21 protein-coding genes and 3 pseudogenes are annotated in these 21,690 nt (G+C 67.2%); 14 read left to right on the forward strand and 10 right to left on the reverse strand.

Annotation, left to right across the window (positions count from 1 at the left end):
- Nucleotides 1–9: 9 nt before the first annotated feature.
- The gene (locus SACMADRAFT_RS20795) at nucleotides 10–1,047 is read right to left on the reverse strand and encodes a ParB/RepB/Spo0J family partition protein (RefSeq protein WP_009155819.1); all 1,038 of its coding nucleotides are present in this window, start codon (nucleotides 1,045–1,047) and stop codon (nucleotides 10–12) included.
- A 791-nt stretch (nucleotides 1,048–1,838) separates the two neighbouring features.
- Nucleotides 1,839–2,507, reverse strand: a pseudogene (locus SACMADRAFT_RS29320) (transposase family protein); the annotation flags it as partial.
- 574 nt (nucleotides 2,508–3,081) lie between these two features.
- Here SACMADRAFT_RS29320 and SACMADRAFT_RS20800 point away from each other — a divergent pair.
- From SACMADRAFT_RS20800 to SACMADRAFT_RS20815, 3 genes and pseudogenes are all read left to right on the forward strand, one after another.
- Nucleotides 3,082–4,355: pseudogene (locus SACMADRAFT_RS20800) on the forward strand (IS256 family transposase).
- 316 nt (nucleotides 4,356–4,671) lie between these two features.
- Entirely contained in the window at nucleotides 4,672–4,848 is a 177-nt protein-coding gene (locus SACMADRAFT_RS30525) for a hypothetical protein (RefSeq protein WP_198285882.1), read from the forward strand.
- Nucleotides 4,849–5,531: 683 nt separating this feature from the next.
- The gene (locus SACMADRAFT_RS20815) at nucleotides 5,532–5,831 is read left to right on the forward strand and encodes a hypothetical protein (RefSeq protein ID WP_009155821.1); all 300 of its coding nucleotides are present in this window, start codon (nucleotides 5,532–5,534) and stop codon (nucleotides 5,829–5,831) included.
- Between the two features lie 299 nt (nucleotides 5,832–6,130).
- On the opposite strand, the gene SACMADRAFT_RS20820 is transcribed toward SACMADRAFT_RS20815, so the two are convergent.
- On the reverse strand, nucleotides 6,131–6,310 hold the full coding sequence (locus SACMADRAFT_RS20820) for a hypothetical protein (protein ID WP_009155822.1): 180 nt from the start codon (nucleotides 6,308–6,310) through the stop codon (nucleotides 6,131–6,133).
- 119 nt (nucleotides 6,311–6,429) lie between these two features.
- Between SACMADRAFT_RS20820 and SACMADRAFT_RS29325 the strand changes: the two are divergent.
- A pseudogene (locus tag SACMADRAFT_RS29325) lies at nucleotides 6,430–7,251 on the forward strand (IS5 family transposase).
- Between the two features lie 133 nt (nucleotides 7,252–7,384).
- Here SACMADRAFT_RS29325 and SACMADRAFT_RS20835 read toward each other — a convergent pair.
- A complete protein-coding gene (locus SACMADRAFT_RS20835) occupies nucleotides 7,385–8,281 on the reverse strand; it encodes a hypothetical protein (protein WP_009155823.1) in 897 nt (298 codons plus the stop codon).
- 98 nt (nucleotides 8,282–8,379) lie between these two features.
- A complete protein-coding gene (locus SACMADRAFT_RS20840) occupies nucleotides 8,380–9,159 on the reverse strand; it encodes a transposase family protein (RefSeq protein ID WP_083841055.1) in 780 nt (259 codons plus the stop codon).
- Nucleotides 9,160–9,255: 96 nt separating this feature from the next.
- On the opposite strand from SACMADRAFT_RS20840, the gene SACMADRAFT_RS20845 reads away from it, so the two are divergent.
- Together SACMADRAFT_RS20845 and SACMADRAFT_RS20850 are read left to right on the forward strand one after the other, a co-directional pair.
- Nucleotides 9,256–10,647, forward strand: a complete 1,392-nt coding sequence (locus tag SACMADRAFT_RS20845; RefSeq protein WP_157617293.1) for a hypothetical protein — start codon at nucleotides 9,256–9,258, stop codon at nucleotides 10,645–10,647.
- Between the two features lie 37 nt (nucleotides 10,648–10,684).
- On the forward strand, nucleotides 10,685–10,915 hold the full coding sequence (locus SACMADRAFT_RS20850; protein ID WP_009155826.1) for a CHC2 zinc finger domain-containing protein: 231 nt from the start codon (nucleotides 10,685–10,687) through the stop codon (nucleotides 10,913–10,915).
- 13 nt (nucleotides 10,916–10,928) lie between these two features.
- Here SACMADRAFT_RS20850 and SACMADRAFT_RS29330 read toward each other — a convergent pair whose 3' ends face one another.
- Nucleotides 10,929–11,678, reverse strand: a complete 750-nt coding sequence (locus SACMADRAFT_RS29330; protein WP_009155827.1) for a hypothetical protein — start codon at nucleotides 11,676–11,678, stop codon at nucleotides 10,929–10,931.
- 483 nt (nucleotides 11,679–12,161) lie between these two features.
- A complete protein-coding gene (locus SACMADRAFT_RS20855; protein WP_157617294.1) occupies nucleotides 12,162–12,638 on the reverse strand; it encodes a DUF4304 domain-containing protein in 477 nt (158 codons plus the stop codon).
- Between the two features lie 240 nt (nucleotides 12,639–12,878).
- Here SACMADRAFT_RS20855 and SACMADRAFT_RS20860 point away from each other — a divergent pair, with 240 nt between their 5' ends.
- Together SACMADRAFT_RS20860 and SACMADRAFT_RS20865 are read left to right on the forward strand one after the other, a co-directional pair.
- Nucleotides 12,879–13,442, forward strand: a complete 564-nt coding sequence (locus SACMADRAFT_RS20860; protein WP_009155829.1) for a hypothetical protein — start codon at nucleotides 12,879–12,881, stop codon at nucleotides 13,440–13,442.
- A 146-nt stretch (nucleotides 13,443–13,588) separates the two neighbouring features.
- Nucleotides 13,589–14,086, forward strand: a complete 498-nt coding sequence (locus tag SACMADRAFT_RS20865) for a YcxB family protein (protein WP_040925820.1) — start codon at nucleotides 13,589–13,591, stop codon at nucleotides 14,084–14,086.
- A 67-nt stretch (nucleotides 14,087–14,153) separates the two neighbouring features.
- On the opposite strand, the gene SACMADRAFT_RS20870 is transcribed toward SACMADRAFT_RS20865, so the two are convergent.
- Nucleotides 14,154–14,612 carry a nuclear transport factor 2 family protein gene (locus SACMADRAFT_RS20870; RefSeq protein WP_009155831.1) on the reverse strand — a complete coding sequence of 153 codons (459 nt, stop codon included), beginning with the start codon at nucleotides 14,610–14,612 and terminating at the stop codon, nucleotides 14,154–14,156.
- 201 nt (nucleotides 14,613–14,813) lie between these two features.
- Here SACMADRAFT_RS20870 and SACMADRAFT_RS20875 point away from each other — a divergent pair, with 201 nt between their 5' ends.
- The 4 genes from SACMADRAFT_RS20875 (at nucleotide 14,814) to SACMADRAFT_RS20890 (ending at nucleotide 18,045) form a co-directional block, all read left to right on the forward strand.
- On the forward strand, nucleotides 14,814–15,332 hold the full coding sequence (locus tag SACMADRAFT_RS20875; protein WP_009155832.1) for a hypothetical protein: 519 nt from the start codon (nucleotides 14,814–14,816) through the stop codon (nucleotides 15,330–15,332).
- 79 nt (nucleotides 15,333–15,411) lie between these two features.
- Entirely contained in the window at nucleotides 15,412–16,263 is an 852-nt protein-coding gene (locus SACMADRAFT_RS20880; protein ID WP_009155833.1) for a DUF4097 family beta strand repeat-containing protein, read from the forward strand.
- Between the two features lie 31 nt (nucleotides 16,264–16,294).
- A complete protein-coding gene (locus SACMADRAFT_RS20885; RefSeq protein ID WP_009155834.1) occupies nucleotides 16,295–17,257 on the forward strand; it encodes a daunorubicin resistance protein DrrA family ABC transporter ATP-binding protein in 963 nt (320 codons plus the stop codon).
- A complete protein-coding gene (locus tag SACMADRAFT_RS20890) occupies nucleotides 17,254–18,045 on the forward strand; it encodes an ABC transporter permease (protein ID WP_009155835.1) in 792 nt (263 codons plus the stop codon). The genes SACMADRAFT_RS20885 and SACMADRAFT_RS20890 overlap by 4 nt, the downstream gene beginning before the upstream one ends.
- Before the next feature lie 80 nt (nucleotides 18,046–18,125).
- On the opposite strand, the gene SACMADRAFT_RS20895 is transcribed toward SACMADRAFT_RS20890, so the two are convergent.
- A complete protein-coding gene (locus SACMADRAFT_RS20895; RefSeq protein WP_009155836.1) occupies nucleotides 18,126–19,013 on the reverse strand; it encodes a PhzF family phenazine biosynthesis protein in 888 nt (295 codons plus the stop codon).
- Nucleotides 19,014–19,123: 110 nt separating this feature from the next.
- Between SACMADRAFT_RS20895 and SACMADRAFT_RS20900 the strand changes: the two genes are divergently transcribed.
- Together SACMADRAFT_RS20900 and SACMADRAFT_RS20905 are read left to right on the forward strand one after the other, a co-directional pair.
- Nucleotides 19,124–19,723, forward strand: coding sequence for a carboxymuconolactone decarboxylase family protein (locus tag SACMADRAFT_RS20900; protein WP_009155837.1), 600 nt, complete (start codon nucleotides 19,124–19,126; stop codon nucleotides 19,721–19,723).
- Between the two features lie 185 nt (nucleotides 19,724–19,908).
- Nucleotides 19,909–20,355 (forward strand): hypothetical protein, encoded by a 447-nt coding sequence (locus SACMADRAFT_RS20905; RefSeq protein ID WP_009155838.1) that lies wholly within the window; start codon nucleotides 19,909–19,911, stop codon nucleotides 20,353–20,355.
- Between the two features lie 94 nt (nucleotides 20,356–20,449).
- Here the strand turns inward: SACMADRAFT_RS20905 and SACMADRAFT_RS28675 are convergent, their stop codons facing one another.
- A complete protein-coding gene (locus tag SACMADRAFT_RS28675) occupies nucleotides 20,450–21,670 on the reverse strand; it encodes a sensor histidine kinase (RefSeq protein WP_009155839.1) in 1,221 nt (406 codons plus the stop codon).
- Nucleotides 21,671–21,690 lie beyond the last annotated feature (20 nt).

The following is a 21,690-nucleotide window of genomic DNA, read 5'->3' on the forward strand; positions in this document are numbered from 1 at the left end:
CGTCGGGCTTCACGGCACATCGGCCATCACCGTGTCCGAATCACGGATCCGCTCGTTGAGATGGAGCGCGATGCTCGTCCACACCTCGGAGCACCGGCGCGCGGCGGTCGCCGCGGTCACCAGGCAGTGCATCGGGACGCTGTCGACGTAGCGCTGCCACTGCGCGGTGGGCAGTGTCCCGATCGCGAGCAGGCGCAGCAGGTTGCGCCCGGCTTCGCTGAACCGCATGGAGGGATCGCGCTTGAGGTTCTCGAGGTGCGTCGCGTGCAGCTGCAAAGGATCGGCCGCGGCCCGGAGGCCACCGGTGTCGCCGTTCGGCCTGTGCTCGGCGTTCCGCTGCCGGTCCGGCACGGGGTCCTGCCCCGACGCCAGGCGCTTGCGGACATCGCGCACCGTTCCCGTCGACACGCCCGCCCGCCGCGCGACCTCCCGCAGGCTCGCTTGGGGAAGGTCGTTGAGCACCTTCCGGACCCGCCGCCGGGACTCCGCGGGATCGACCGGCCGGGCCTTCCCGTCCACTCCGACGCGGGAGTGCGGGACGGCGCCCGTCCCCGCGGTGTTCCGGCGCAGCGATCCGACGGTCTTGGACGACAACCCAGCGATGTCCGCGATGGCCCGGTCCGACCACGTCGGGTGGCTGCCGATGATCCGGACGGCCGCCTTCCGCCGGTCTTCCGGCGACAGCGGCAGCCCGTGTGCCCGGTTCAGGCACACCGCGAGGACGAAGGCGTCCTCGCGGCTACCGTCGAACAGCACGGCATCGATGAACTTCTGCCCGCGCAGGGCAGCCGCCCGCAGCCGGTGCATCCCGTCAATGACCCGCTTGGTAGCGCTGTCCACCACGATGGCGGGAACCCCGTCCTCGACGTCGGCTAGGGTCCGGACGTACCCGGCGTCTTCTCCGTCCGTGCGCAATGATTCGGCGGGCAACAACTCGTCGACAGCCACGCGCACCGGCCGGCACCGGGCCAGTTCCTCGTCCAGACCGCAACGGCCACCACCGCCCCTGGACGCCCAGTCCTGCGGTGCGTTACCGGGCCCGACCATGTTCTACCCCCTGATTGCTGATCCAGTTTCTTCGCGCTGCCCGAGTCAGGAGGGAGCGCGCATTTCCGGATTCCCGTGAAGCGGCCCACAGCAAGAAAAATCGGCCACCCGTCGGGTGAATAACCCGCCATCACACAAGGCAGATACGGCCCACTATAGGCAACTCCCAGTTCACGAGCTCCGCTGTTCAACGTACAAACGGCCGCCGCCGGAAACAAGGAAGATCACAATCTTCACCCGATGCGCCCAACATGGCGGCCACAGCAGTTATTTCGGCGCACCGCGGAGCGATGGCAGAAAGCGCTATCCGACAGCGTCATCGAGGATCTCGAAGCAGATCACCCACGCCGAGACACGTGCAGATTAATTGTCACTGACAGTACGGACTGACAGACTCCGCAACAACGTCGAATCCACCAAACGGACGGATCCGCCATCGCCCGCCCTCAATGACCGAGGATCACCAAACCACTCTCGGAACTTGGTGCGCATGGGCCGTCAACCGGACACGGCGAGCCCGTTTCGCCGATCTGCGCCTTCAGGCGAGTGGACACACCAGCACAGCCGCATGCTCCATCCTCCCTGACCCGGCACCGAAATCACAGACAACCGAGGTCTCACTGAGAGTTTGCACGAGCCCACGGGGAGTGTCCAGGGCCAGCGCGTTGACTTTTCACCTGAAATGCCGGCGGACAGGAGGTGTCGCCCGGACGCACAGGGCTCCGACGCGGGACGTCGCCTTGAGGGATGTCTCGTCACTGCTGTTGTGGTTGGCGGGGCTGGTGTTGCGGTCAGGCGTCGAGGAGGATGTTGTGCAGGTTCGCGATGCCGGACACCGTGTCGGCGAGGGTGCTGGCGGCGCGGCGGTAGTCACGGAGGATCTTGAGGGTTTTATCCGGGCCGGGACGTGCTCGACACGGGCAGGAACCTTACGGTGGGTCGCGTTGAGATCTTCCTTCCAGTCCGGCAACGCGCTGCTATCGCGGGTTGAGCCATGCCCGGCCGGTCCGCGAGCGTCTCGGCGATACCGCAGTCGCGGTAGACAGTGCAGTCGTTGCGGCTTCCCGGTTGCGGATCTCGGGTGGCAATCACCAGCCGCGTTTCGGCGTCGATCGCGACCTGCACGTTCGTTCGAGTACCGGTAATTCCTCGACGGTGTCGCCAGCCGATGATCCCGGGCCGGGACCAGGGCGCCGTCCACGATCGCGACCGCGTCGACCCGGCGTTTGCGGACCGGCGCCAGTGCCAGCAGCGGGCCGATCGTGTCGATCACCCGGTGCGCCGCGGAATGCGAAACCCCGAACAACGCGCCCCCATCTGGCGCATCGTCAGCTTCGTCCGCCAGTACCTTGGTGACCAGCAGCACGCGGCCGGCCAGCGGCAACGCAGCACTGCCGGCCAGGGTGGCCGTCCGCGATCTCGTCTGCGCCCCGCGTCGCGACCAGCCGCACCAGCTTGCGCGACGCCGCCGAAGCCCTCGGGTGCCCCCCGCCAGCAGGACGCCTTCGGTAAACAGGTCGACCGCTGGTCCTCGATCGCGAGCGCCGACGCCGCGGGCGAGCAAGGTCACGGGATCCCGACACGCAAAACTGCGCAACGATCTTCGTTGCATAAGAAGAGTCCCACCTTCAGAAGCACACAGCTTCACTTGGAGCAGCGGACGCTGTCACGGCAGGAACGCTAACCTCGCTCACGCAGCACCTTGGGGTCGGAAAGGTCCAAACCACTCAGATGCACTATGGCGCAGATCACATAATGCTCCAATTGCTGCAGCGTATTCGTCCGGCGGCGCGCGCGAAACAGCGATGTCCCCTCTGCCTCGCAATGCCGCACCCGCTGTCGCATTGATGGTCAATTGTGCTATTTATGCAAATCGGCCTCCGGTGCTCGAGAACTCGCAACGAGCAATGATCAGAACCTGCGGATGGTCCCCGGCGAGGTGACGTGAGAGGGCGCACCTTCCCGAGGATGATCTGAAAGGTTCGAAGTTCTGATCAGGCCAGCGTTGGCGCGCTGGTTCGGGAAGGCACGCCCATGCTCACCGTAGTCCCTGGCCCCGCATCCGGCGACAACGACCGGCCGGCCACCGGCGAAGCATCGTTGATCGACCAGATCGTCCGCGAGGGCGCCCGCCGGATGCTGGCCGAAGCCCTGAAAGCCGAGGTCGACGCCTACATCGCCGCGTTCTCCGACGAGCGCGACGAGCACGGCCACCGCCTGGTCGTACGCAACGGCCACCACCAACCCCGGGAGGTGCTCACCAGCGCCGGAGCGGTGGAGGTGACCGCGCCGCGGGTCAACGACCGCCGCGTCGAGCCGGGCACCGGTGAGCGGAAGCGGTTTTCCTCGGCGATCCTGCCGCCGTGGGCCCGCAAGACACCGAAGATCACCGACGTGCTGCCTCTGTTGTACCTGCATGGTCTGTCCTCGGGTGACTTCGTGCCCGCGCTAGGCCAGTTTCTCGGCTCCGCGAAGGCCTGTCCGCGCCGGTGATCACCAAGCTGACCGAGCAGTGGAAAGCCGAACAACGTGCCTTCGCCGAACGCGACCTGGCCGGCATGGACTACGTCTACCTGTGGGCAGACGGCATCCATGTCAACGTCCGGCTGGAGGAACACAAACTTTGCCTGCTGGTGATGATCGGCGTGCGCGCTGATGGCCGCAAGGAGCTGGTCGCCCTGGCCGACGGCTACCGCGAGTCGACCGAGTCATGGGCCGACCTGCTGCGCGACTGCTCCCGACGCGGGATGACAGCTCCGGTGCTGGCTATCGGGGATGGCGCGCTGGGATTCTGGGGCGCGTTACGCGAGGTCTTCCCGGCCGCGCGGGAGCAGAGGTGTTGGTTTCACAAGATCGCTAACGTGCTGGCCGCACTCCCGAAGACCGCTCATCCCGGCGCGAAGAAGGCGCTGGCGGAGATCTGGAACGCCGAGGACCGCCGCCACGCCCTGGACGCGGTGAACGCCTTCGACGCCGTCTACGGGGCGAAGTTCCCCAAGGCGGTCGCGAAGATCACCGACGATGTCGAGGAGTTGCTGGCGTTCTACAACTACCCGGCCGAGCACTGGATTCACCTGCGCACGACCAACCCAATCGAGTCGACCTTCGCCACGGTGCGCCACCGCACCAAGGTCACCAAGGGACCAGGCTCGCGGGCGGCCGGGCTGGCGATGGCGTTCAAGCTGATCGAATCGGCCCAGGCCCGCTGGCGCGCGGTCAACGCCCCACACCTGGTCGCGCTGGTGCGCGCGGGTGCCCGCTTCGAGCGGGGTGTCCTGGTCGAACGCGAGGAGGACGCCGCGGCATGACACCCGACCGGCAACGTGCCCTGTTGTTCCTCGATATTGACGGAACGCTGCTGCCCTTCGGTAGCGACACCACCCGCGAACCACCCGGTGCCGGGGGCGATTCGTACCTGGACCGGCTCAACCCGCAAGTGGGGCCTCGGCTGGCCGCGTTGCCGTGTGACTTGATCTGGGCCACGACCTGGGAACAGGAAGCGAACACCGAGATGGCACCCCGGCTAGGGCTGCCGTCGTTGCCGGTCGTGCACTGCCGGAGCCCTCCGCTGAGCATGAGCGCGAAGACCAGTGGTTCGGTCTGCACTGGAAGACCCGCACTCTGGTGGAGTGGGCTGACGGACGACCCTTCATCTGGGTCGACGACGAGGTCACTGATGCCGACCGCGAGTGGGTGTCCACGCATCATCATGGCCGCGCTCTGCTTCACCACGTCGCGCCGTCCCGCGGTCTCATCGTCGAGGACATCATGGTCATCGACCACTGGCTACGGGCATCCTGAAAGCCCGCGATCCACAGGTATTGACAATTGCTCACCGACTGAGCGATGACGGGAATCACCCGTATCGGCGAACCGACCGAACCGCCTCCAACGACCGTGGGTCATCTCGCGGGAAGCGATCTACCCGAAACCAAGCCGAAGGTCCGGCCCGAGGCCCGCACGCCAGCGAACCCAACCAGAAACACCGATCCCACGTAATCCCCCCTCGAAGGGGCCTGCTGTACACGCCACCGACATCGAAGTGCTCTGCCCCTCCAACCCCCACGACCCCGGCTGGACACGAGGCTGGGAAGCCCCCGCCGTCGCTGCGTGGTTCGTCCAAGCAGCGATCAACAACGTCGATGCCGAACCCCTCCCCGACGAACCCCCACCGCCGGCGCTCCACCTCGTCCACTCCCACGGCCGCCGTTACGCACTGATCGCCACCGACGACCACTGCTCCACTGAAATCACCGTGCAGGCGATACCCGAGCACCACCTCCACAACCCCGAACAACACCAACCCGCGAGCACCGACCACCCGCCCTTCTAGCCACCCCACCAGCACCGCGCCGGTGCCCCAAAGCCACGGCAGACGCTCGAGCACCGCGAAGCCGGACCGACCAAGGCTGCACCAATCAGGCAAGGGACAACCCAACTCACGGCCATACGGGCCAATCACGTTCGATAGGAGACTCAACACCGTGGCGACACTCGAAGAGTTGGAACGGCGGCTGGTGGCCCTCGAGGAGCGCATGGCTCAGATCGCGCAGGACGCTGCAGCCGCTCGTGTGCTGGCCGGCGGTGCCGATCGGGACGTCACCCAGGTCAGCGAAACCCTCGCGGCTCACACCCGCGTGCTCAACGCACTGCGAGAGACGCAGCTTAAAGATCGCGGCGAGACCGACACCCTCGCCGGTCGAGTCGACGAAGGCTTCGGCAAGTTGACCGCAGGCATGACCGACATCTCCAGCCTGCTTCGTGAGCTCATCGATCGTCAGTGAGCCCCGCGGTCGCTGGTTGATCTGAGGCGCGGGGATGCATCCGGCTCGCCGCAGGCCCGCCGGGGCTCGGCCGGCGTCGTCGAGTACAGGCTGCGCCGATCGGGTCTACCTCGCCGTGACGGGGCGGGGCGACGGGGGTACCCGCGCGATCGCGCCCACGATCAGCTCAACCCGACCGGGCACGGCAGGCCGAGGGCTTGTGCTACGTAGCGCGAGGTTACAGCCGCGGTCTGCCGTCGCACCCGGGTAAGACCACCAGACAGCTCTGGCCGGCGAACAGATCGCCCGATGCGGGCGAGTCAGATGTCCAGGCGCTCCGGACGGGGAAACGCACGCAGGTTCTCTTCCGCAATATCCCACTCGACGTCGCGAATTCGCCTGTCACGGGTGAACTTGGCGCGTGCCGCCGCGAAGGTGTCGAAGACCTCGAAGACCTCGACGGTGCCGGCGTCGTAGGCCCAGTGGTGGATATACACCACGAACCGTCCTAGGGCGTGTCCTCAAAGTGGGTGAGAGTGACCTGCTTTGATCTTGGGTTGTGGTGCGTAGGCATGAGTTGACCGATGAGCAGTGGCAGGTGATCGCACCGTTGCTTCCCGTGTCGGGTGCGAAGGGGCGTCCGCGGGTTGATGACCGTCGGGTGCTCAATGGCATGTTGTTCAAGGCCAAGACCGGTGTGGCGTGGCGGGACCTGCCCGAGCGGTACGGACCGTGGAAGACCGTGTACAACCGGTTCTGGCGTTGGTCGCGCAACGGGACTCTCACGATGCTGGTGACGCGGGTGCGGGTGATCGCCGACGCGATCGACGAGCTCGACCGGGAGGTCTCGGTCGATTCCAGCATCGTGCGGGCGCACCAGCACGCTGCCGGCGCCCGCCGCGCGGGCACGCCTCACACAGGGGGAGTCCGGGTCGTACGGCGGGCACAGCGAGCCAGATGATCATGCCATCGGCCGGTCCCGTGGCGGACCACCACCAAGATCCACCTCGCTTGCGACGGTCACGGGCGACCGCTCTCGGTCGTCCTCACCGGCGGCAACGTCAACGACTGCACCATGTTTACCGACGTGCTGACTGGAATCGAGTTCCGCCGGCCGGGTCCCGGGCGGCCGCCGACCCGGCCGAGCAGGGTGCTGGCGGACAAGGGCTACTCCAGCCGTGCGATCCGCTCCTACCTGCGTCGGCGGCACATCCCGGCGACCATCCCCGAACGCCGTGACCAGCAGGCCAACCGACAGCGCCGCGGCCGAATCGGTGGACGCCCACCGGTCTTCGACCGCATCGCCTACAAACACCGCAACATCGTCGAACGCTGCTTCAACCGCCTCAAGCACTTCCGCGCCATCGCCACCCGGTTCGACAAGACCGCCATCTCCTACCAAGGCATGCTCGACCTGGCCACCCTGCTCATCTGGCTTTGAGGACACGCCCTAGCTCCGTTGAACGGCCAGGCCTTGTCACCGGGTTTGTCACCGGCATCGGTATCGCCTTCGGTGCGGGGCTCGGTAGCTTGCTCTGGCCCAGCGCTGCCGTCGGGAAGCGCCGCGGCCCGCGTTAGCGCCAGGTGGCGAGTGACCAGGGGCCTTCGATCCACAGCTGTATTTCGGCGATGGGTGCGCGCGGGGCGAGCCACAGTCGCCAGTGTCCGTATCCGAGCCATCGATCACCAGCGTGCACGTCGGTGAAGGTGTTGGGGTTTTTGGACCGGACGACGATGCGCAGGCGTCGTCGTTCTCCGGCGTGGTCGAGGTAGTCCTCGTGCTCGTCGCGGAGCTGCTGGGTGTTGCCAGAGTGTGCAGTGCCGATGTCGCGGACCGTGCCGTGGACCGCGAGGGGGTGCCGGGTCTTCGGTGGCCGTTCCAGGTGGGCGGCGATCGCGGCGGCCTCGGTCGCGTGGCGGCAGAACTGGTTCCACCGCAGTTTCTTCCCGGCGTAGCGGGCTCGGAATCGGCGCGCTGCGTCGGGGTCATCGTCGAACTCACGCAAGAGCCGCAGGATGGCGGCGGCGGTACTCAGTGCCGGGACGAGCGTGTGGTTGGAGGTGGTGACGCTCAAGCGGGCTGTGGGCTCGCCAGGGTTACCGGGTGGCCGGGGGTCGGGCGGTTCGATCGTGTCGGGGTCCGGTAGCCGCAGCTCGTAATCCTCGCCGTCTTTGACCAGAGTGCCTCGGCTGTCGCGGATGAGGTTCTCGGCGCGGTTCTTGAAGTCGTAGTCGCAGCCCGGGTCGTGTCCGCCGTTGCCTGTCAGGCGGTAGAACGCTATCACCTGGGTCGTCCCGCCATTGGGTGTGCGGCGCGGGTAGGACGGCACCGCGATCACAGCGGTGGTACAGGCGCCGCAGTGCAGCGGCTTGTACGCCTCGAACGGAGGCGGAACCGCGTCGATGGCGGCCCGCCCGTATCTTCGCCCGCGGCTGTCTCGCGCCGCAGGTATCCCCACCCGCTCAGCCATAGCCCCCTCGATATCGACTCGCCAGCCAATATCGACATTACCGAGTCTAAGGGATGTCTCGTAACTGATCTTGTGGTTGGTGGGGCTGGCGTTGTGGATCAGTCGGCGAGGAGGATGTTGTGCAGGTGCGCGATGCCGGAGACGGTGTCGTTGAGTGTGCTGGCGGCGCGGCGGTAGTCGCGCAGGATCTTCCAGCACTTCATCCGGGCCAGTGCGTGCTCGACGCGGGCACGGATCTTGCGGTGGCCGGCGTTGAGGTCTTCCTGCCAGTCCGGGAGATCGCTGCTGTCACGAGGTTTGCGGTAGGGCATGATCACGGCCGGGTTGCCCTGGTAGCCGCCGTCGGCCATCACCGGACGCCCCGCCAGTCCCTGCTCGATACCGCAGTCGCGGTAGACGGTGCAGTCGTTGCGGTTGCCCGGATGCGCGTCGCCGGTGGCGATCACCAACCGGGTGTCCGCGTCGATCGCGACCTGCACGTTCGCCGAGTACCGGTAGTTCTTCGACGGCTCCGCCAGCCGGTGATCCCGCGTCGGCACCAGCGTGCCGTCCACGATCGCGATCGCGTCGATCCGCCGCGTGCGGACCGGGGCCAGCGCCAGCAGCGGTCCGATCGTGTCGATCACCCGGTGCGCCGCCGAATGCGACACCCCGAACAACGGTCCGATCTGGCGCATCGTCAGGTTCGTCCGCCAGTACGTCGCCACCAGCAGCACACGATCAGCCAGATCAAGACGCCACTGACGGCCAGGCCGGCCATCGGCGATCTCGTCGCCGCCGCGTTTCGCCACGACCCGCACCAACTTGCGGAATTGACCCGGTTCCAACCCCGTGAACGGGGCAATCCACTCCGACCGCGACGCCGAGATCACCTGCACCACACCATGATCAACCAACACCCCCAACCGACCCACACCGGGTTACGAGACATCCCTTAGGCCCCTCTGCTGCCGAATTCGCCCACGTGACCTGGCGTGACCACTGCGGCGACGGCCTGGGAAACGCGTTGTCGAAGGCCGGCTGGGCTATGTTCGTCGAGGGCGATACGGGCGCGGGTCGAAAGCGATACGGCAGTCGGTGTTGGTCTCCGTGATGGTCGGTGGCGAGGTGAGCGGGCGATGCCCAATGTGGAGGAGTCGGGGCAACGCGATCGGCGCTTGGTTCTGGAGTTCATCACGGAGGATCCGTGGGAGCAGCAGCTGGCTCGGGACTACTGGCTCGTGGATGGCGACGGGAAGTTCGTCTACAAGGTCGGTGACCTGGAGCGGCGGGCCTACGACGAGCGTCCGGCGTTAGCCCGGCAGCGGATCCCGGGTTTGGCGTACTACCTGCGTAAGCGGGTCCGTGCGCATGTCCCGGCGGCATCGTGTCCGGGCTGCGGTGCTCGTGTCCATGTCGACAACCGGCCCGACTATCAGAAGGTGCTCAAGCGGCTGGATGCAGGCGAGGTTCAGGCCTGCGCGCCGTGCCGTGCGTCCGCGGTCGACGCGGCAGATCGAGCGGTCGCCGTGAAGCGGTGGCGTGTGGACCACGGCTGGTACGACGAGCATCCGCCGGTGAAGGTCGCGGCCTTGTCGCTGCGGGAGGCAGTGAGCCTGCTGGCGGTATTTCGGGTGCCCTTCGACAGCGCGTTCACCTCGACCACGCCGCTGCAACGGTGGCGGCGGAGACTAGTGCCGCCTTACGCGGGAACCGAACTAGACGCCCGCGCGCGGTTGCGGGAGCTGATCAAAGCAGGACTCCTGTTCCCGCATCCGGACTGCCCGCCCTCGGGGTATCGCGCCGTCCACAGCCGGGCTCAGGAGGTGTCGCTCAACTTCGAAACGGCCCGCTTGACCGCACCTGGGCCGGGGCCGACCGGCCCGCGCAACGAAGCCCTCGTCGCCGATCTCGTGGCAGCGTTGACCGGTCCATGGCCCGAGCGGTGGCACCGGCAGCGCGCCGTGGAGTGCCGCAAGCTGCTGCACGCCGAGAACACCGGCTATCTGATCCGAGCGCTGCACGAGCGCGGCCTGCCCGCACCACGCCACGACCTCGAACGCGACATCATGGGCCGCCTGGCCGACAGGCTGACGCTGGCGGAGGCGGTCTACCTGATCGAGACCGCGACCGAGCGTGCGCACGAGCAACTCCGGCAGGGACATCTGGCCAATGTCCGCGAGGCCACCAACCAGGTCCTGGATCGCGTGCGCTGGTACCTCCGCCAGATCACTACGGGCGAGGCCGAGCCGAAGGCACTGACCGCTCTGCCGGCACCCTGCTCGATCGTCGCGACAACGTTCTTCCGTACCGCGATGAGACGGGATTCCGCCCTGCACGAACGCGCCGAGCCCCTCGATCTGCCACCCGCCACCGAGTCCACATGACGACGCGCTGTCGGTCAGCGCCGCTACGGTGGCAGAAATGACCACCTCCACGGCAACCCCGGACCCGTCCCACGGCAGCGACATCCTGACCGTGATCGCCCGCCACGTCGCGCTGCGCGAACACGTTCCCGGTCGCTGGTACGGTCCCTGCCCGTTCTGCACGTCGACGACCTTCCAGGTCCGCCCGCCTCACGGCACCTACCACTGCTTCGGGTGCGGCGAAGGTGGCACGGCAGCCACGTTCGCCGCCCGAATCCAACGCCATTGACTGCCGGTTCCAGTCAGACCGTTAGCCGATCACTCGCCACCTCAGTGTTCGTCGAACTTTGCGGAGTGTTCTTTGGCCGAACCTCCGCCACTAGAGCCCGCGATGTTGTTGCGCCAACCCGAAGTTGCTTCCGGAGCGTCTCCGCGGAGATCGGACGCCGGTAACGTCGCCAGTGGTCGGCGTCCGCGCGGCGAGCGCGCTCTACGAGTTCCTCGTCGAGAGCAGTAGTCCGGCGAGGCTCCGCTCCTACCCGCTGGTCATGAAGTAGGGCCGTGCGCCTGCGCGCATCCGGCTCCGCATCGTCACGCTTCGGCTCTGAAGACGAGGCGCCGGACGGTTGCCCTGGTCCAGGATCAGCGCTTGCGGCGCTAAGCGCGCGGAGCAGGCCAGGCCCGGCCTCGGCCCATCCGATCAGCAGGAGCGGGCCGACCGAGTCGAACGCGGCCTTACCCCACTGACCAGCACACACCGGGTCAGCAACGTTCAACAGCAGGGTCACCACGCTCGCCCCGACCAAGAGGCGCCGTGCCGGCCGAAGCACGTCATCGCTGGCCCCGGACAGCGCCAGGTGCCGCGTACCGACAAGCAACCCCAGCACCGTCAGATCAACAGCCGGTGCCACCAGCGGCGCCACAAACGCGGGTACCTGCAGCGTCAATGCCAGGTTCAACACATTGCCGAACCCGAAGAGGAAGGTGAGCCCGATGACCAACCCCATCGTGACCGTGACAAACCGAGCAACTGTCTGTGAGTTGGCGTTCATGAGGTGCTCCCACGCGAGCCCGGAAGCTCGAAGGTCGCCTCGACCGTCAACGTGCCGATGAGAAGTCCCTGGTCAGACCCGTTCCCATCCTTTGGTAGTCCCGCCGAGGGCGCCCAGGTCAGAGCGTTACTGTTGGTTTCGCGACCATTTCTGAGGCACACACCGCCCGGTCAATCCGGTCAGCGCTCTCGTCCCAAACGGGTCCGGGAATAGGTGTCCGTAGCGATCGAGCGCAATCGTGGCGGTTATGTGCCCAGCAGCTGCTGAACGATTTTCACCTCCGCCCCGGGGAAACCGTCAGCGATGCCGCCGCGTACCGCGGCTCATGGGGTGGAATCCCAACGGCCCGACGTCACCGACCACAGGATCGAACACGCGACGCCGGAAGTTCCGCACCCGCAGCACTGCGCCACGCGGGGCAAAGAACACCGGGGCAGCCGCCGCAGCTCGTCAACAGGGAACGCGGCAGCTAGCCCGCGGTTACTAGTCGCACCGAAGTTTCTCGAACCTGCCACGTGGACCGGGCGTCCGATCCGCCAGCTCGGCCTTCAGTTTCGGAACGATCACCGCACGCAGCGCGCAAAGCACTTCATCACGAATCTCGTCCTCGTTACTGCCGTCCCCAGCGAGGTGCCACCAGTGGTCAGCGCCGCATATGAGCGGCCCGGAGCGTTGCGCGTAGCGGTGTAGCGCGATCGTGTTTGGGCTGGGGCGTGCCGAGTACCAAGGATGTTGCGCCCGAGCGTCGTCCCAGGCCGCCTTGCCTACAACCAACAGGTTGATCGTGAACTTGGCCTGGTCGCTGGTGCTTGCAGTCGACGTCTGAAAGCCCAACATCGCCCAATCGATCGGGTCGGCCAGCGTCCAGACCCTGCCCGACCCCGTGAATCCCAGTTCGCGCAAGGCAGGTCCCCACATACTCTTGACCAGCCGCGCGAACCGGTCCTGTGCCTGGCCCATGGCCGGGATCGTAGGCATCGAGCACGTCCCGGTGTTGCGCATCTGCTGCCAGACATCCTTCGCGCGGCACCTGTCGGATCACAGAACCCGCCGCACACTGTCCTGGCCGGGCGGGCAGGCTCCGGCATCACCCGGGGATCGTTGCTCGGCTCGCGCATGGTGGGTGGTCACCAGGCGGTCATGTGGAAAGATCACTTACACGGCGCTGTGCTGCATCGCCGGATCAGAAGGGGCAGCAGCATGGGTATCGAGTGGTCGACCCGGCACCCCGACCTGCTTAGGTGGTTGGGTGAGCGCCAGGACGCCCACGAAAGATGGGCCGAACAGACCTCCTTCGCGAGCGCGCTGGACTTCACCCCGGCCTCCTTGGGGATCGTGGACGAGCTGATCCGGGAGTCCGCGAACAGCATGGAAGAGCTCACCGACCAGCGCATGACGCCCTTCATCCAGGGCGCGATCTGGTACGTCGGAGAGGTGTTGTGCCGCCACCGAAAGATGGTGTGGAAGTACATCCCCGACATCGTCAGCGGGGAGCTTGAGCCGTTCTTCGACGCGGCCGGGGAGACCTCCGCGCTCGACCACCCCTGCGTCGGCGCCCCCGATGACCCGGAAAGCTACCTGTACCCGCTGAACATGCTCCGCCGGATTCTGCTCACCGAGGACGAGGTCGGCAACCCGGTCGAGGAAACGCTGTCCTCGATCTTCGCCAACCCCTTCGAGGACGCCGAGGACGACGGCGAGGAACTGGACCCGACTGCGGTCGGCGATGACCCCGGCCGGGCCGACAGCCAACCCCTGGTGTGAGCCGCCCGGATGAGCCGTCAGGCCCGCCGTGGTGGCACTCGCGGGCGGAACTGTCCACCGGTCGGAGGCGGGGGCGTAGGCGAGCCGGAAGCGGCGGCTGCTGCCTTCGCGATCGTGAGGCCCACCCTGCGGTCTAGGCTCTGGGAGTGCGGATTTCGATGAAGGTCCCCTACGACGAGAGTCAGCTGCGACGGACACTGCGGTTCCTGTTCGAGCGGCGGATGCCCTCGGCGCGGCCGCAGGGCGTGGCTCTTGTGGCCCTCGGCGGTGTAGGCGTCGGCGCCGCCAAGTTCACCGACATGTTCGGTGACAGCGCACTGCTGTTCTGGGCATCGTCCGCGCTGATCTCGTCTGGGGTCGTGATGTTCTTCATCGCACGGATTTCGGTTCGCTCGGCAATGCGGACACTTCCCGGCTACTTCCGGCTGGACCAGCAGGTGCTGATCGACAGCGAATGGCTCACGGTGAGTACGACGGGCTGCGAGTCACGAATGCACTGGTCCTGGGCCGAAGAAATCGTGGAGACCGCCGAGGGCTGGTACGCGCTGTTCGGCAAGTCGCACATTCAGCTGTTTCCCAAGAACGCGATGTCCAAAGAGGAGCAGGCCGCGTTCGGCCAGTTCGCCGCGACATTCAAGAAGTAGGCGCTCCCGTATCCCAATGACGCCGGGGCATGCGGCCTGCCGCTGACAGCGCGGCGATCGACATCGCTCATCCGCGAACATGCCTGCTGGTATCGCCTACCAGGTCCGGTATCAGCTCGAGCGTCTTCCACCACCACCGTCCGTCCACCCGCTCGAACGTGCCGTTGAAACGCGCGTAGATGATCGGTTGCAGTGGGAAGTCCGGAAGTGCCTGCCAGATGCTGGCGTAACTGGCGAAGGAAGCAGTCCCTGCCTCGTCGTCGACATCGATTACGGCGTTCGTGAGTTGGTGCTTGGTGTGCGGTTTTCCGTCGTAGAGGATCACGTGATCGGCGAGCCAGCGGCGTACCGGCTCCGGACCCGGCTCACCGGCGAACGGCCACGTCCCGTGCTTCCACAGCCTCGCGACACCCTCGAAATCAGCCGTGTCGATCGCCTCGCAATAGGCGCAAAGCGTGCGCCAGATCTTCTTTTCCGAATCGTACGAAGGTTTGCCGTGCAGTTGCGGGATTTCGATCGGTCTCATCCCCTTTCTCGACCTCGCGGAGTCCCTCGGCGACGTCAACCCGCGCGTCCCGGTCCATGACACGGCCCAAGGCGGTGCCGGAGTCCGACATCGTCTCGCCGATCCACCGGTGGGACAACCTTGACACCAGCCGACACAGTCTGGCGCCGCCTGGTGCCACCTTGGCTTGTCGTGGCGCCATATATGTGCCATAGTGGCGCCATGGACTTGACACCGTATGTGGATTTCCTCGGCCGGGAACTGGCGACCGCCGCCGAGGCAGGCGGCGAGGAGGCCCGCGCGCTGGCCGAGCGGCTGGCAGGGCCGGTCGAGTCGGCACTGCGGCTGACCCTGCTGGAGGCACTGTCGGCCGCCGCCGACGAGATCACCCGTGACCTCGCGCCGGGTTCGGTGGAGGTCCGGTTGCGGGGCCGCGACCCGCAGTTCGTGGTGACACCCCCGCCTTCGGAGACCACACCCGCACCTACCGCGCCGGAGCCCGAACCGGTCCAGGAGGCCCCGGCGGCGGGCACCGACGAAGCCGCCACCGCTCGGATCAACTTCCGGCTCCCGGAGCCTCTCAAGGCCTCGATCGAACAGGCGGCCGCGAAGGAGGGCCGCTCGGTCAACGCCTGGCTCGGCCGGGTCGCCTCGGCGGCGTTGCGGCAACCCGCTGCCAACCAGGCATCACCACGGCGCGGCGGCAGGGGCAAGCAGCGCTACACCGGCTGGGTCAGCTAGCCACCCGGCGAGCGCCACCACACCACAAGCGTTCTCACCAGCGGGGAACGTCGATCTCACCAATCAGAAGGGGACAGCCATGCCCAAATTCGAAACGCCGGAACCGATCATCGTGACCCTCGATGTCAGCGTCGCCAACGTGCGGTTCGTCGCGAGCGAGCGCACCGACACGGTGGTCGAGGTGGTCCCGACCAACGAGAACGAGCCGACGGATGTGAAGGCGGCCAAGCAGGTGCGCGTCGAGTACTCGGCAGGCGCGCTGCTGATCAAGGGCAGAAACCCTCGCCCGTTCGAGTACCTGTCCACCAAGAGCTGGTCGGTGGATGTGACCGTCGAACTTCCCGAGGGCTCGCAGGTGCAGGCCGACGCGGCCGTCGGTGAGTTCCAGTCGACCGGCAGGCTCGGCGAATGCCGGTTCAAATCCTCGGCGGGCCACGCCCGGCTGGACCGCACCGGGCCGCTACGGCTGAACACCTCCGCCGGGCACGTCTCCGTCGAAGGTGTCGCAGGCGACGCCGAGGTGACCACAGGAACCGGGCGAATTCGGATCGGCGAGATCCACGGCGGTGCCACGGTCAAGAACTCCAACGGCAACACCGACATCGGCTCGATCGGTGGCGAGGCCCGGGTGCGGTCGGCGAACGGCGACATCGCGGTGGAGCGCGCAGGCAGCGGGGTGGAAGCGAAAACCGCCAACGGGTCCATCCGCATCGGTGAGGTCACTCGCGGCACCGTCGTACTCGAGACCTCGACGGGCGACCTGGAAATCGGCATCGGCGAGGGCGTGACGGCGTGGCTGGATGCCAAGACCAGCTTCGGACAGTTGCGCAACGCACTGGAGGAGACGGGGCAGCCGCCGGAACGGACGGGCGAAACGGTGGAAGTGCGCGCGCACACCGGGTTCGGCGACATCACCATACACCGGGTCTGAGCCCGGTTTCGCGACGATCGAGGGGATCTCCATGACGAACAAGACCGCACGGCCTGCGATCGCGGTGAGCGGGTTACGGAAAGCGTTCGGTGACAAGGTGGTGTTGGACGGAATCGACCTGACGGTCGCGCAGGGCACGATCTTCTCATTGCTTGGCGCCAACGGCGCAGGCAAGACGACGATGGTCAAGATCCTGTCCACACTGCTCGCCGCGACCGGCGGCCACGCCGAGGTCGCAGGGCACGACGTGGCTTCCGACCCGGATTCGGTGCGGGCGGCGATCGGGGTGACCGGCCAGTTCTCAGCGGTGGACAACCTGCTCACCGGCGAGGAGAACCTGCGGTTGATGGCCGACCTGAACCATCTGTCCAAAGCCGACGGACGGCGGAAGGCGGCCGAACTGCTGGAGCGGCTCGAGCTCACCGAAGCGGCACGGAAACCGGTGGCCACGTACTCGGGTGGTATGCGTCGGCGGCTCGACCTGGCGATGACACTCGTGGGCAACCCCCGACTGATCTTCTTGGACGAACCGACCACGGGACTGGACCCGCGCAGCAGGCGGGGGATGTGGCGCATCGTACGGGAACTCGTGGACGGCGGCGTGACGGTCTTCCTGACGACGCAGTACCTGGAGGAGGCCGACGAACTGGCCGACCGCATCGCGGTGCTCGAGGGCGGCAGGCTGGTCGCGCAGGGCACCTCGGAGGAGCTGAAGCGCCGGATTCCCGGTGGCCACGTCGAGCTTCGCTTCGACGAACCCGAAATCTTCCGAGCCGCGCAACGAGTTCTCGGCCGGGCGGCCTACCGCGACGGCGACGCGATGTCGTTGCGGGTGGGTAACGACGGCAGCGTCCGGCAACTGAAGGCGCTGCTGGACCTGCTCGACAGCGAAGCGATCGAGGTGGAAGGGCTTTCCGTGCACACCCCCGATCTGGATGACGTTTTCCTCGCCCTCACCGGCGATCCCGACGACAAGAAGGTGACAGCCCGATGACCACCGCGATCGCGAGCCACCCGTTGCGCGATTCGGCGACGATGGTGCGCCGCAATCTGAAACGGATGGTGCGCTACCCGTCGATGACCGTGCAGCTGATAGCGATGCCGGTGCTGTTGCTGCTGCTGTTCGTGTACGTGTTCGGCGGCACGCTCGGCACCGGGCTCGGCGGACCTTCCGGCGGCCGTGCCGAGTACGTCAACTACGTGGTGCCCGCGATCCTGGTGATCACGATCGCGACAGTCGTCCAGGGCACCGCGATATCGGTGGCGATGGACATGACCGAAGGCATCATCGCCCGGTTCCGCACCATGAACATCGCCAGGGTGTCGGTACTGACCGGGCACGTGATCGGCAGTCTCATCCAGGCGTTGCTGGGACTGGCTGCGGTGACGGGGGTGGCGTTGCTGATCGGTTTCCAGCCCCGGGCGGGCCTCGGTGACTGGCTCGCGCTCGGCGGTCTGCTCACCGCCGCCACGTTCGCACTGGTCTGGCTGACGGTGGCGATCGGCCAGGCCTCGCAGAGCGTCGAGGCGGCAAGCAACCTGCCGATGCCGCTGATGTTCCTGCCGTTCCTCGGCAGCGGCTTCGTGCCGACGGACTCGATGCCCGAGGGTGTGCGCTGGTTCGCCGAGTACCAGCCGTTCACCCCGATCATGGAATCCATCCGGGCGCTGCTGCTGGACCAGCCGCTCGGCAACGAGCTGTGGATCGCACTGGCCTGGTGCGCGGGTATCGCGCTGGCCGGCTACGTCTGGGCGAAGCGGCTCTACAACCGCAAGGCGTGACCGGTTTGTCGAGGCGGGCGGCTCGACTCGTTCGGGCCGCCCGCCTCGCGTGCGGACCACGCCGCGACGCCGCGTACCGGTCAGTCCGGCATCGCCGCGGCCGTACCACTTACCGCGATGCCCGCACCTGGGTCGGCGCTGATCCCCACGTGCAGGTCACTGGGGCGCCCCATGTCCTCTCCCTGCCGGATGTGGATCGTGGCGGGCGGATCGACCAGGCGCAGGTTCCTGAGATAGCCGCCGAACGCGGCCGCGGCGGCACCCGTGGCGGGGTCCTCGAAAACCCCACCAGGAGGAAACGGGTCCCGCGCGTGGAACACGGTGGCCGATTCGCGCCATACCAGGTGGACCGTCGTCCAGCCGCGGTCGGCCATGAGCGCGCCGAGAGCCCGTTGGTCGTAGTCGAGTTCGGCCAGCCGCGACCTGGTCGCGGCCCCCAACACCAGGTGGTCGTTGCCCGCGTTCGCGATGCGCGGCGGCAACGCCGGGTCCAACTCCGCCGGGTCCCACCCCAGCGCGGCCAAAGCGGCGTCGAGATCGGTGTCAGCTACCTGGCGGAGGCTCGGCGGCACGCTGGTCAGCGTGGCCCGAACGCGCCCGTTCTGGATGTCGGTGCGCACCGACACCTCACCGGCGCGCGTGGCCAGCATCAGCTCACCGGTTCCGCCGCGCTCGGCGAGCGCCACCGCCGTCGCGATCGTGGCATGACCGCAGAAGTCGACCTCGGCGAGCGGGCTGAAGTAGCGCACCCGGAACCGGTCCGCGGCCGTCTCGCCAGGATCGCGCAGCAGAAAGGCCGTTTCCGAGAACCCGACCTCGGCCGCGATGCGCAGCATGTGTGCCTCACTCATCCCGGTCGCGTCGAGGACCACGCCCGCCGGGTTGCCACCTCTCCCCGCCACGTCGAAAGCCGCGTAGCGCAGCACGCCGGTGAGGGGCTCGCTCTCGCTCGCTTCGGTTGTTGTCATGCGACCACGATGCTGCTCACAGGCTGCCTTGTCGAGCGGATCTCCGGTTGTCACATCTCGATGCCGCGCGGTGTCCCAATGGTGAACGGCCGATCGCTCGAGGAGGACAGATGGCACCGCGTGTTCCGAAAGCACAGCTCACCGGTCTCACCGGCCGCGTGATCAAACTGATGAGCCGGAAGATGCTCGGCAAGGTGGCTGAACCCGTCGAGGTGGCCTGGCACAACCGCAAGGTGCTCAGGACGGCCATGTCGCTGGAGACCAAGCTGAAGAAGTGGGACGCCGTCGAGGAAAGCCTGAAGTCGTTCGCGCACATGGCTGTCGCGGCGCAGGTCGGCTGCGGGTGGTGCCTGGACTTCGGCTACTTCAAGGCACAGAACGAGAACCTGGACCTGGCCAAGGCCAGCCAGGTACCGCGCTGGCGCGAATCAGACGTGTTCACCCCGCTGGAACGGGACGTGCTCGAGTACGCCGAGGCGATGACGAACACGCCGCCGACGGTCACCGACGGACTGTCCGCGCGTCTGCTCGAACGACTCGGCCCCGGCGGCATGGTCGAGCTCACCGGGTACATCGCGTTCGCCAATCTGGTGACCAGGAACAACGCGGCGCTGGGGATCGAGTCGCAGGGCTTTTCCGACTCGTGCGAGATTCCGCTGACCGAGGTCGCCCAACGACGTGCGAGTTCGGGAACCGCATCGGCATCGTGACCGCCGCGCCCCGAGGCTGCTGCGGGCGTCCAGCTTCACGGCCACCCGTGCCGAGGCTTTCCTCGACCCGGCACAAACCCACCCGGGTGGTAGTTACTCTCCGGCGTTTGCCGTGTGCGTTCTGTGTTAAGCGCAGGCTGGAGCTCGACCGCGCTCCACGCCATTCCCGACGAAAGGAATTCACAATGCGCGGCAAACTGCGTGGCCTCGTGGTGGTCGCCCTGTTCGCAGGCACGCTGGTCGGTGCGAGCCAGGCCGCATTGGCACAGGCGGACCCGCCGCCGCTGGACGACTCTCCCATCGCGTCGTCTTCGGCCTCGGACGACCCGGCGACGCTGGCGAGTCAGGACGTCTCCGTCTACGCCTACGACTCGGCGAACCAACTCAGAGGTAGTGGCCACTTCACCGCACACGGAGAGCATCTCTACGCCTGCGACGAACGCTCCGACGGCAGCGGCGTGACGGCCTACCTGTACTGGAACGGTGCGACCAGGGCGAGTGTGGGTGACAGCAACGGAGCCGCAAGCGGCTGCGGACACCGCAACCTCGGCATCGCCGAGAACACCACCGTGTGGCTGGCGGTGTGCGTCGAAGGGTTGGGCTGCACCGATTGGTATCGCGGCGAAGCCTGACCGGGGGGCCGTCCCGCGACCCTGGTGGCAACAAGGCCACCAGGGTCGCGGCACGGCATCACAGCGCCCGCAGGCGGAGTGACCACCGACGGGTTCACCCCGGCCTGCCGGCATCGTGCAGCTGGCCCGCTCTACCGCGCTGCCCCGCGGGCAGGGTGACCACGAAGGCGGCTCCGTCCTCGGCAGGCTCGTAGCGCACGTCGCCGCCGTGCGCCTCGCACAGTTGCCGCACGATCCACAGGCCGAGCCCGGACGACCGGGCCGCATCGCCGGTAACGAACCGATCGAACAGCTGTGGCACCAGCTCGTCGGGAACTCCGGGACCGAAGTCCCTGACCTCCACGCGCACCCGGTCGCCCTCGGCGCGAGCGGCGATACGTACCGGCGGTCCCGCGTGATGCAGCGCGTTCTGGGTGAGGTTGTGGATGATCTGCTCGAAACGCTCCGGGTCCACCCTGACCGTGAGGCTGGGATCGACGTCCACGGCGATCTCGTTTCGCTCGGAGAAGTAGCCGAGCGCGTCTCCCACGGCCTCGGCCAGTGGCACGTCGGCCAGCTCGAGCTTCAGCTCTCCGCCCGCCTCGACGCGGGAGAGGTCGAGCAGGCTGCCCGCGAGCCGGTTCAACCGCCTCGTCTGCCGCCTGGCGATGTCGACCATCGCGTGGCGCCGCTGCGGGGGCAGCTCGGGTGCTTCCAGCGCGTCGAGTGCGAGGTCGAGCGCGGTGATCGGGGACCGGACGTCATGGGCGAGAGTCGTGGTGAGCGCTTCGCGCCACCGCCCGGTGCGCCGAAGCTCCTCGCGAGCCTGATTCAGGTAGCCGACCTGCCTGGTCACCAGCAACGCCACCCCCACCATGACAGGGATCATCACGAAGACGGTGCTCACGACCACGGCCGGACGCTCGCCCAGGATCAGCGGCACCAGGTAGGCGGCGGTGCCGAGCGGAGCCGCGGCCAACGTCACCCAGTACGGGAAATGCAGGCCCAGCCAGATGAAGACCAGTAGCAGGAACGGAGCGGCCACCGCCGCGTAGTTGCCCATGCCGGTGGTCGCCATCGCGATCAGTACGAAGGCCGGGAGGGTGAGCACGGCAGGCCACAGCTCGTTCCACCGGTGCCAGGGCAGCGACCAGGCCACCACGCCGCAGCAGAGGTTGGCGGCCGCCAGTGCCACCAGCAGCACCCGGGTCTCCTCGGTGTAGATCAGGACGCCGAGCCCGGTCGCCAGCCCGGCCAGCGTGAACAGCAGCCCGGCCTGGCGGCCTGCCGCGTCGGCGCTACTGGCCCACAGTTGCCTGGGTTGCCCGTTGGCCACAATCGCGACTGTAAGTGCTC

It is taken from the genome of Saccharomonospora marina XMU15, assembly GCF_000244955.1.
GTDB lineage: Bacteria > Actinomycetota > Actinomycetes > Mycobacteriales > Pseudonocardiaceae > Saccharomonospora_A > Saccharomonospora_A marina.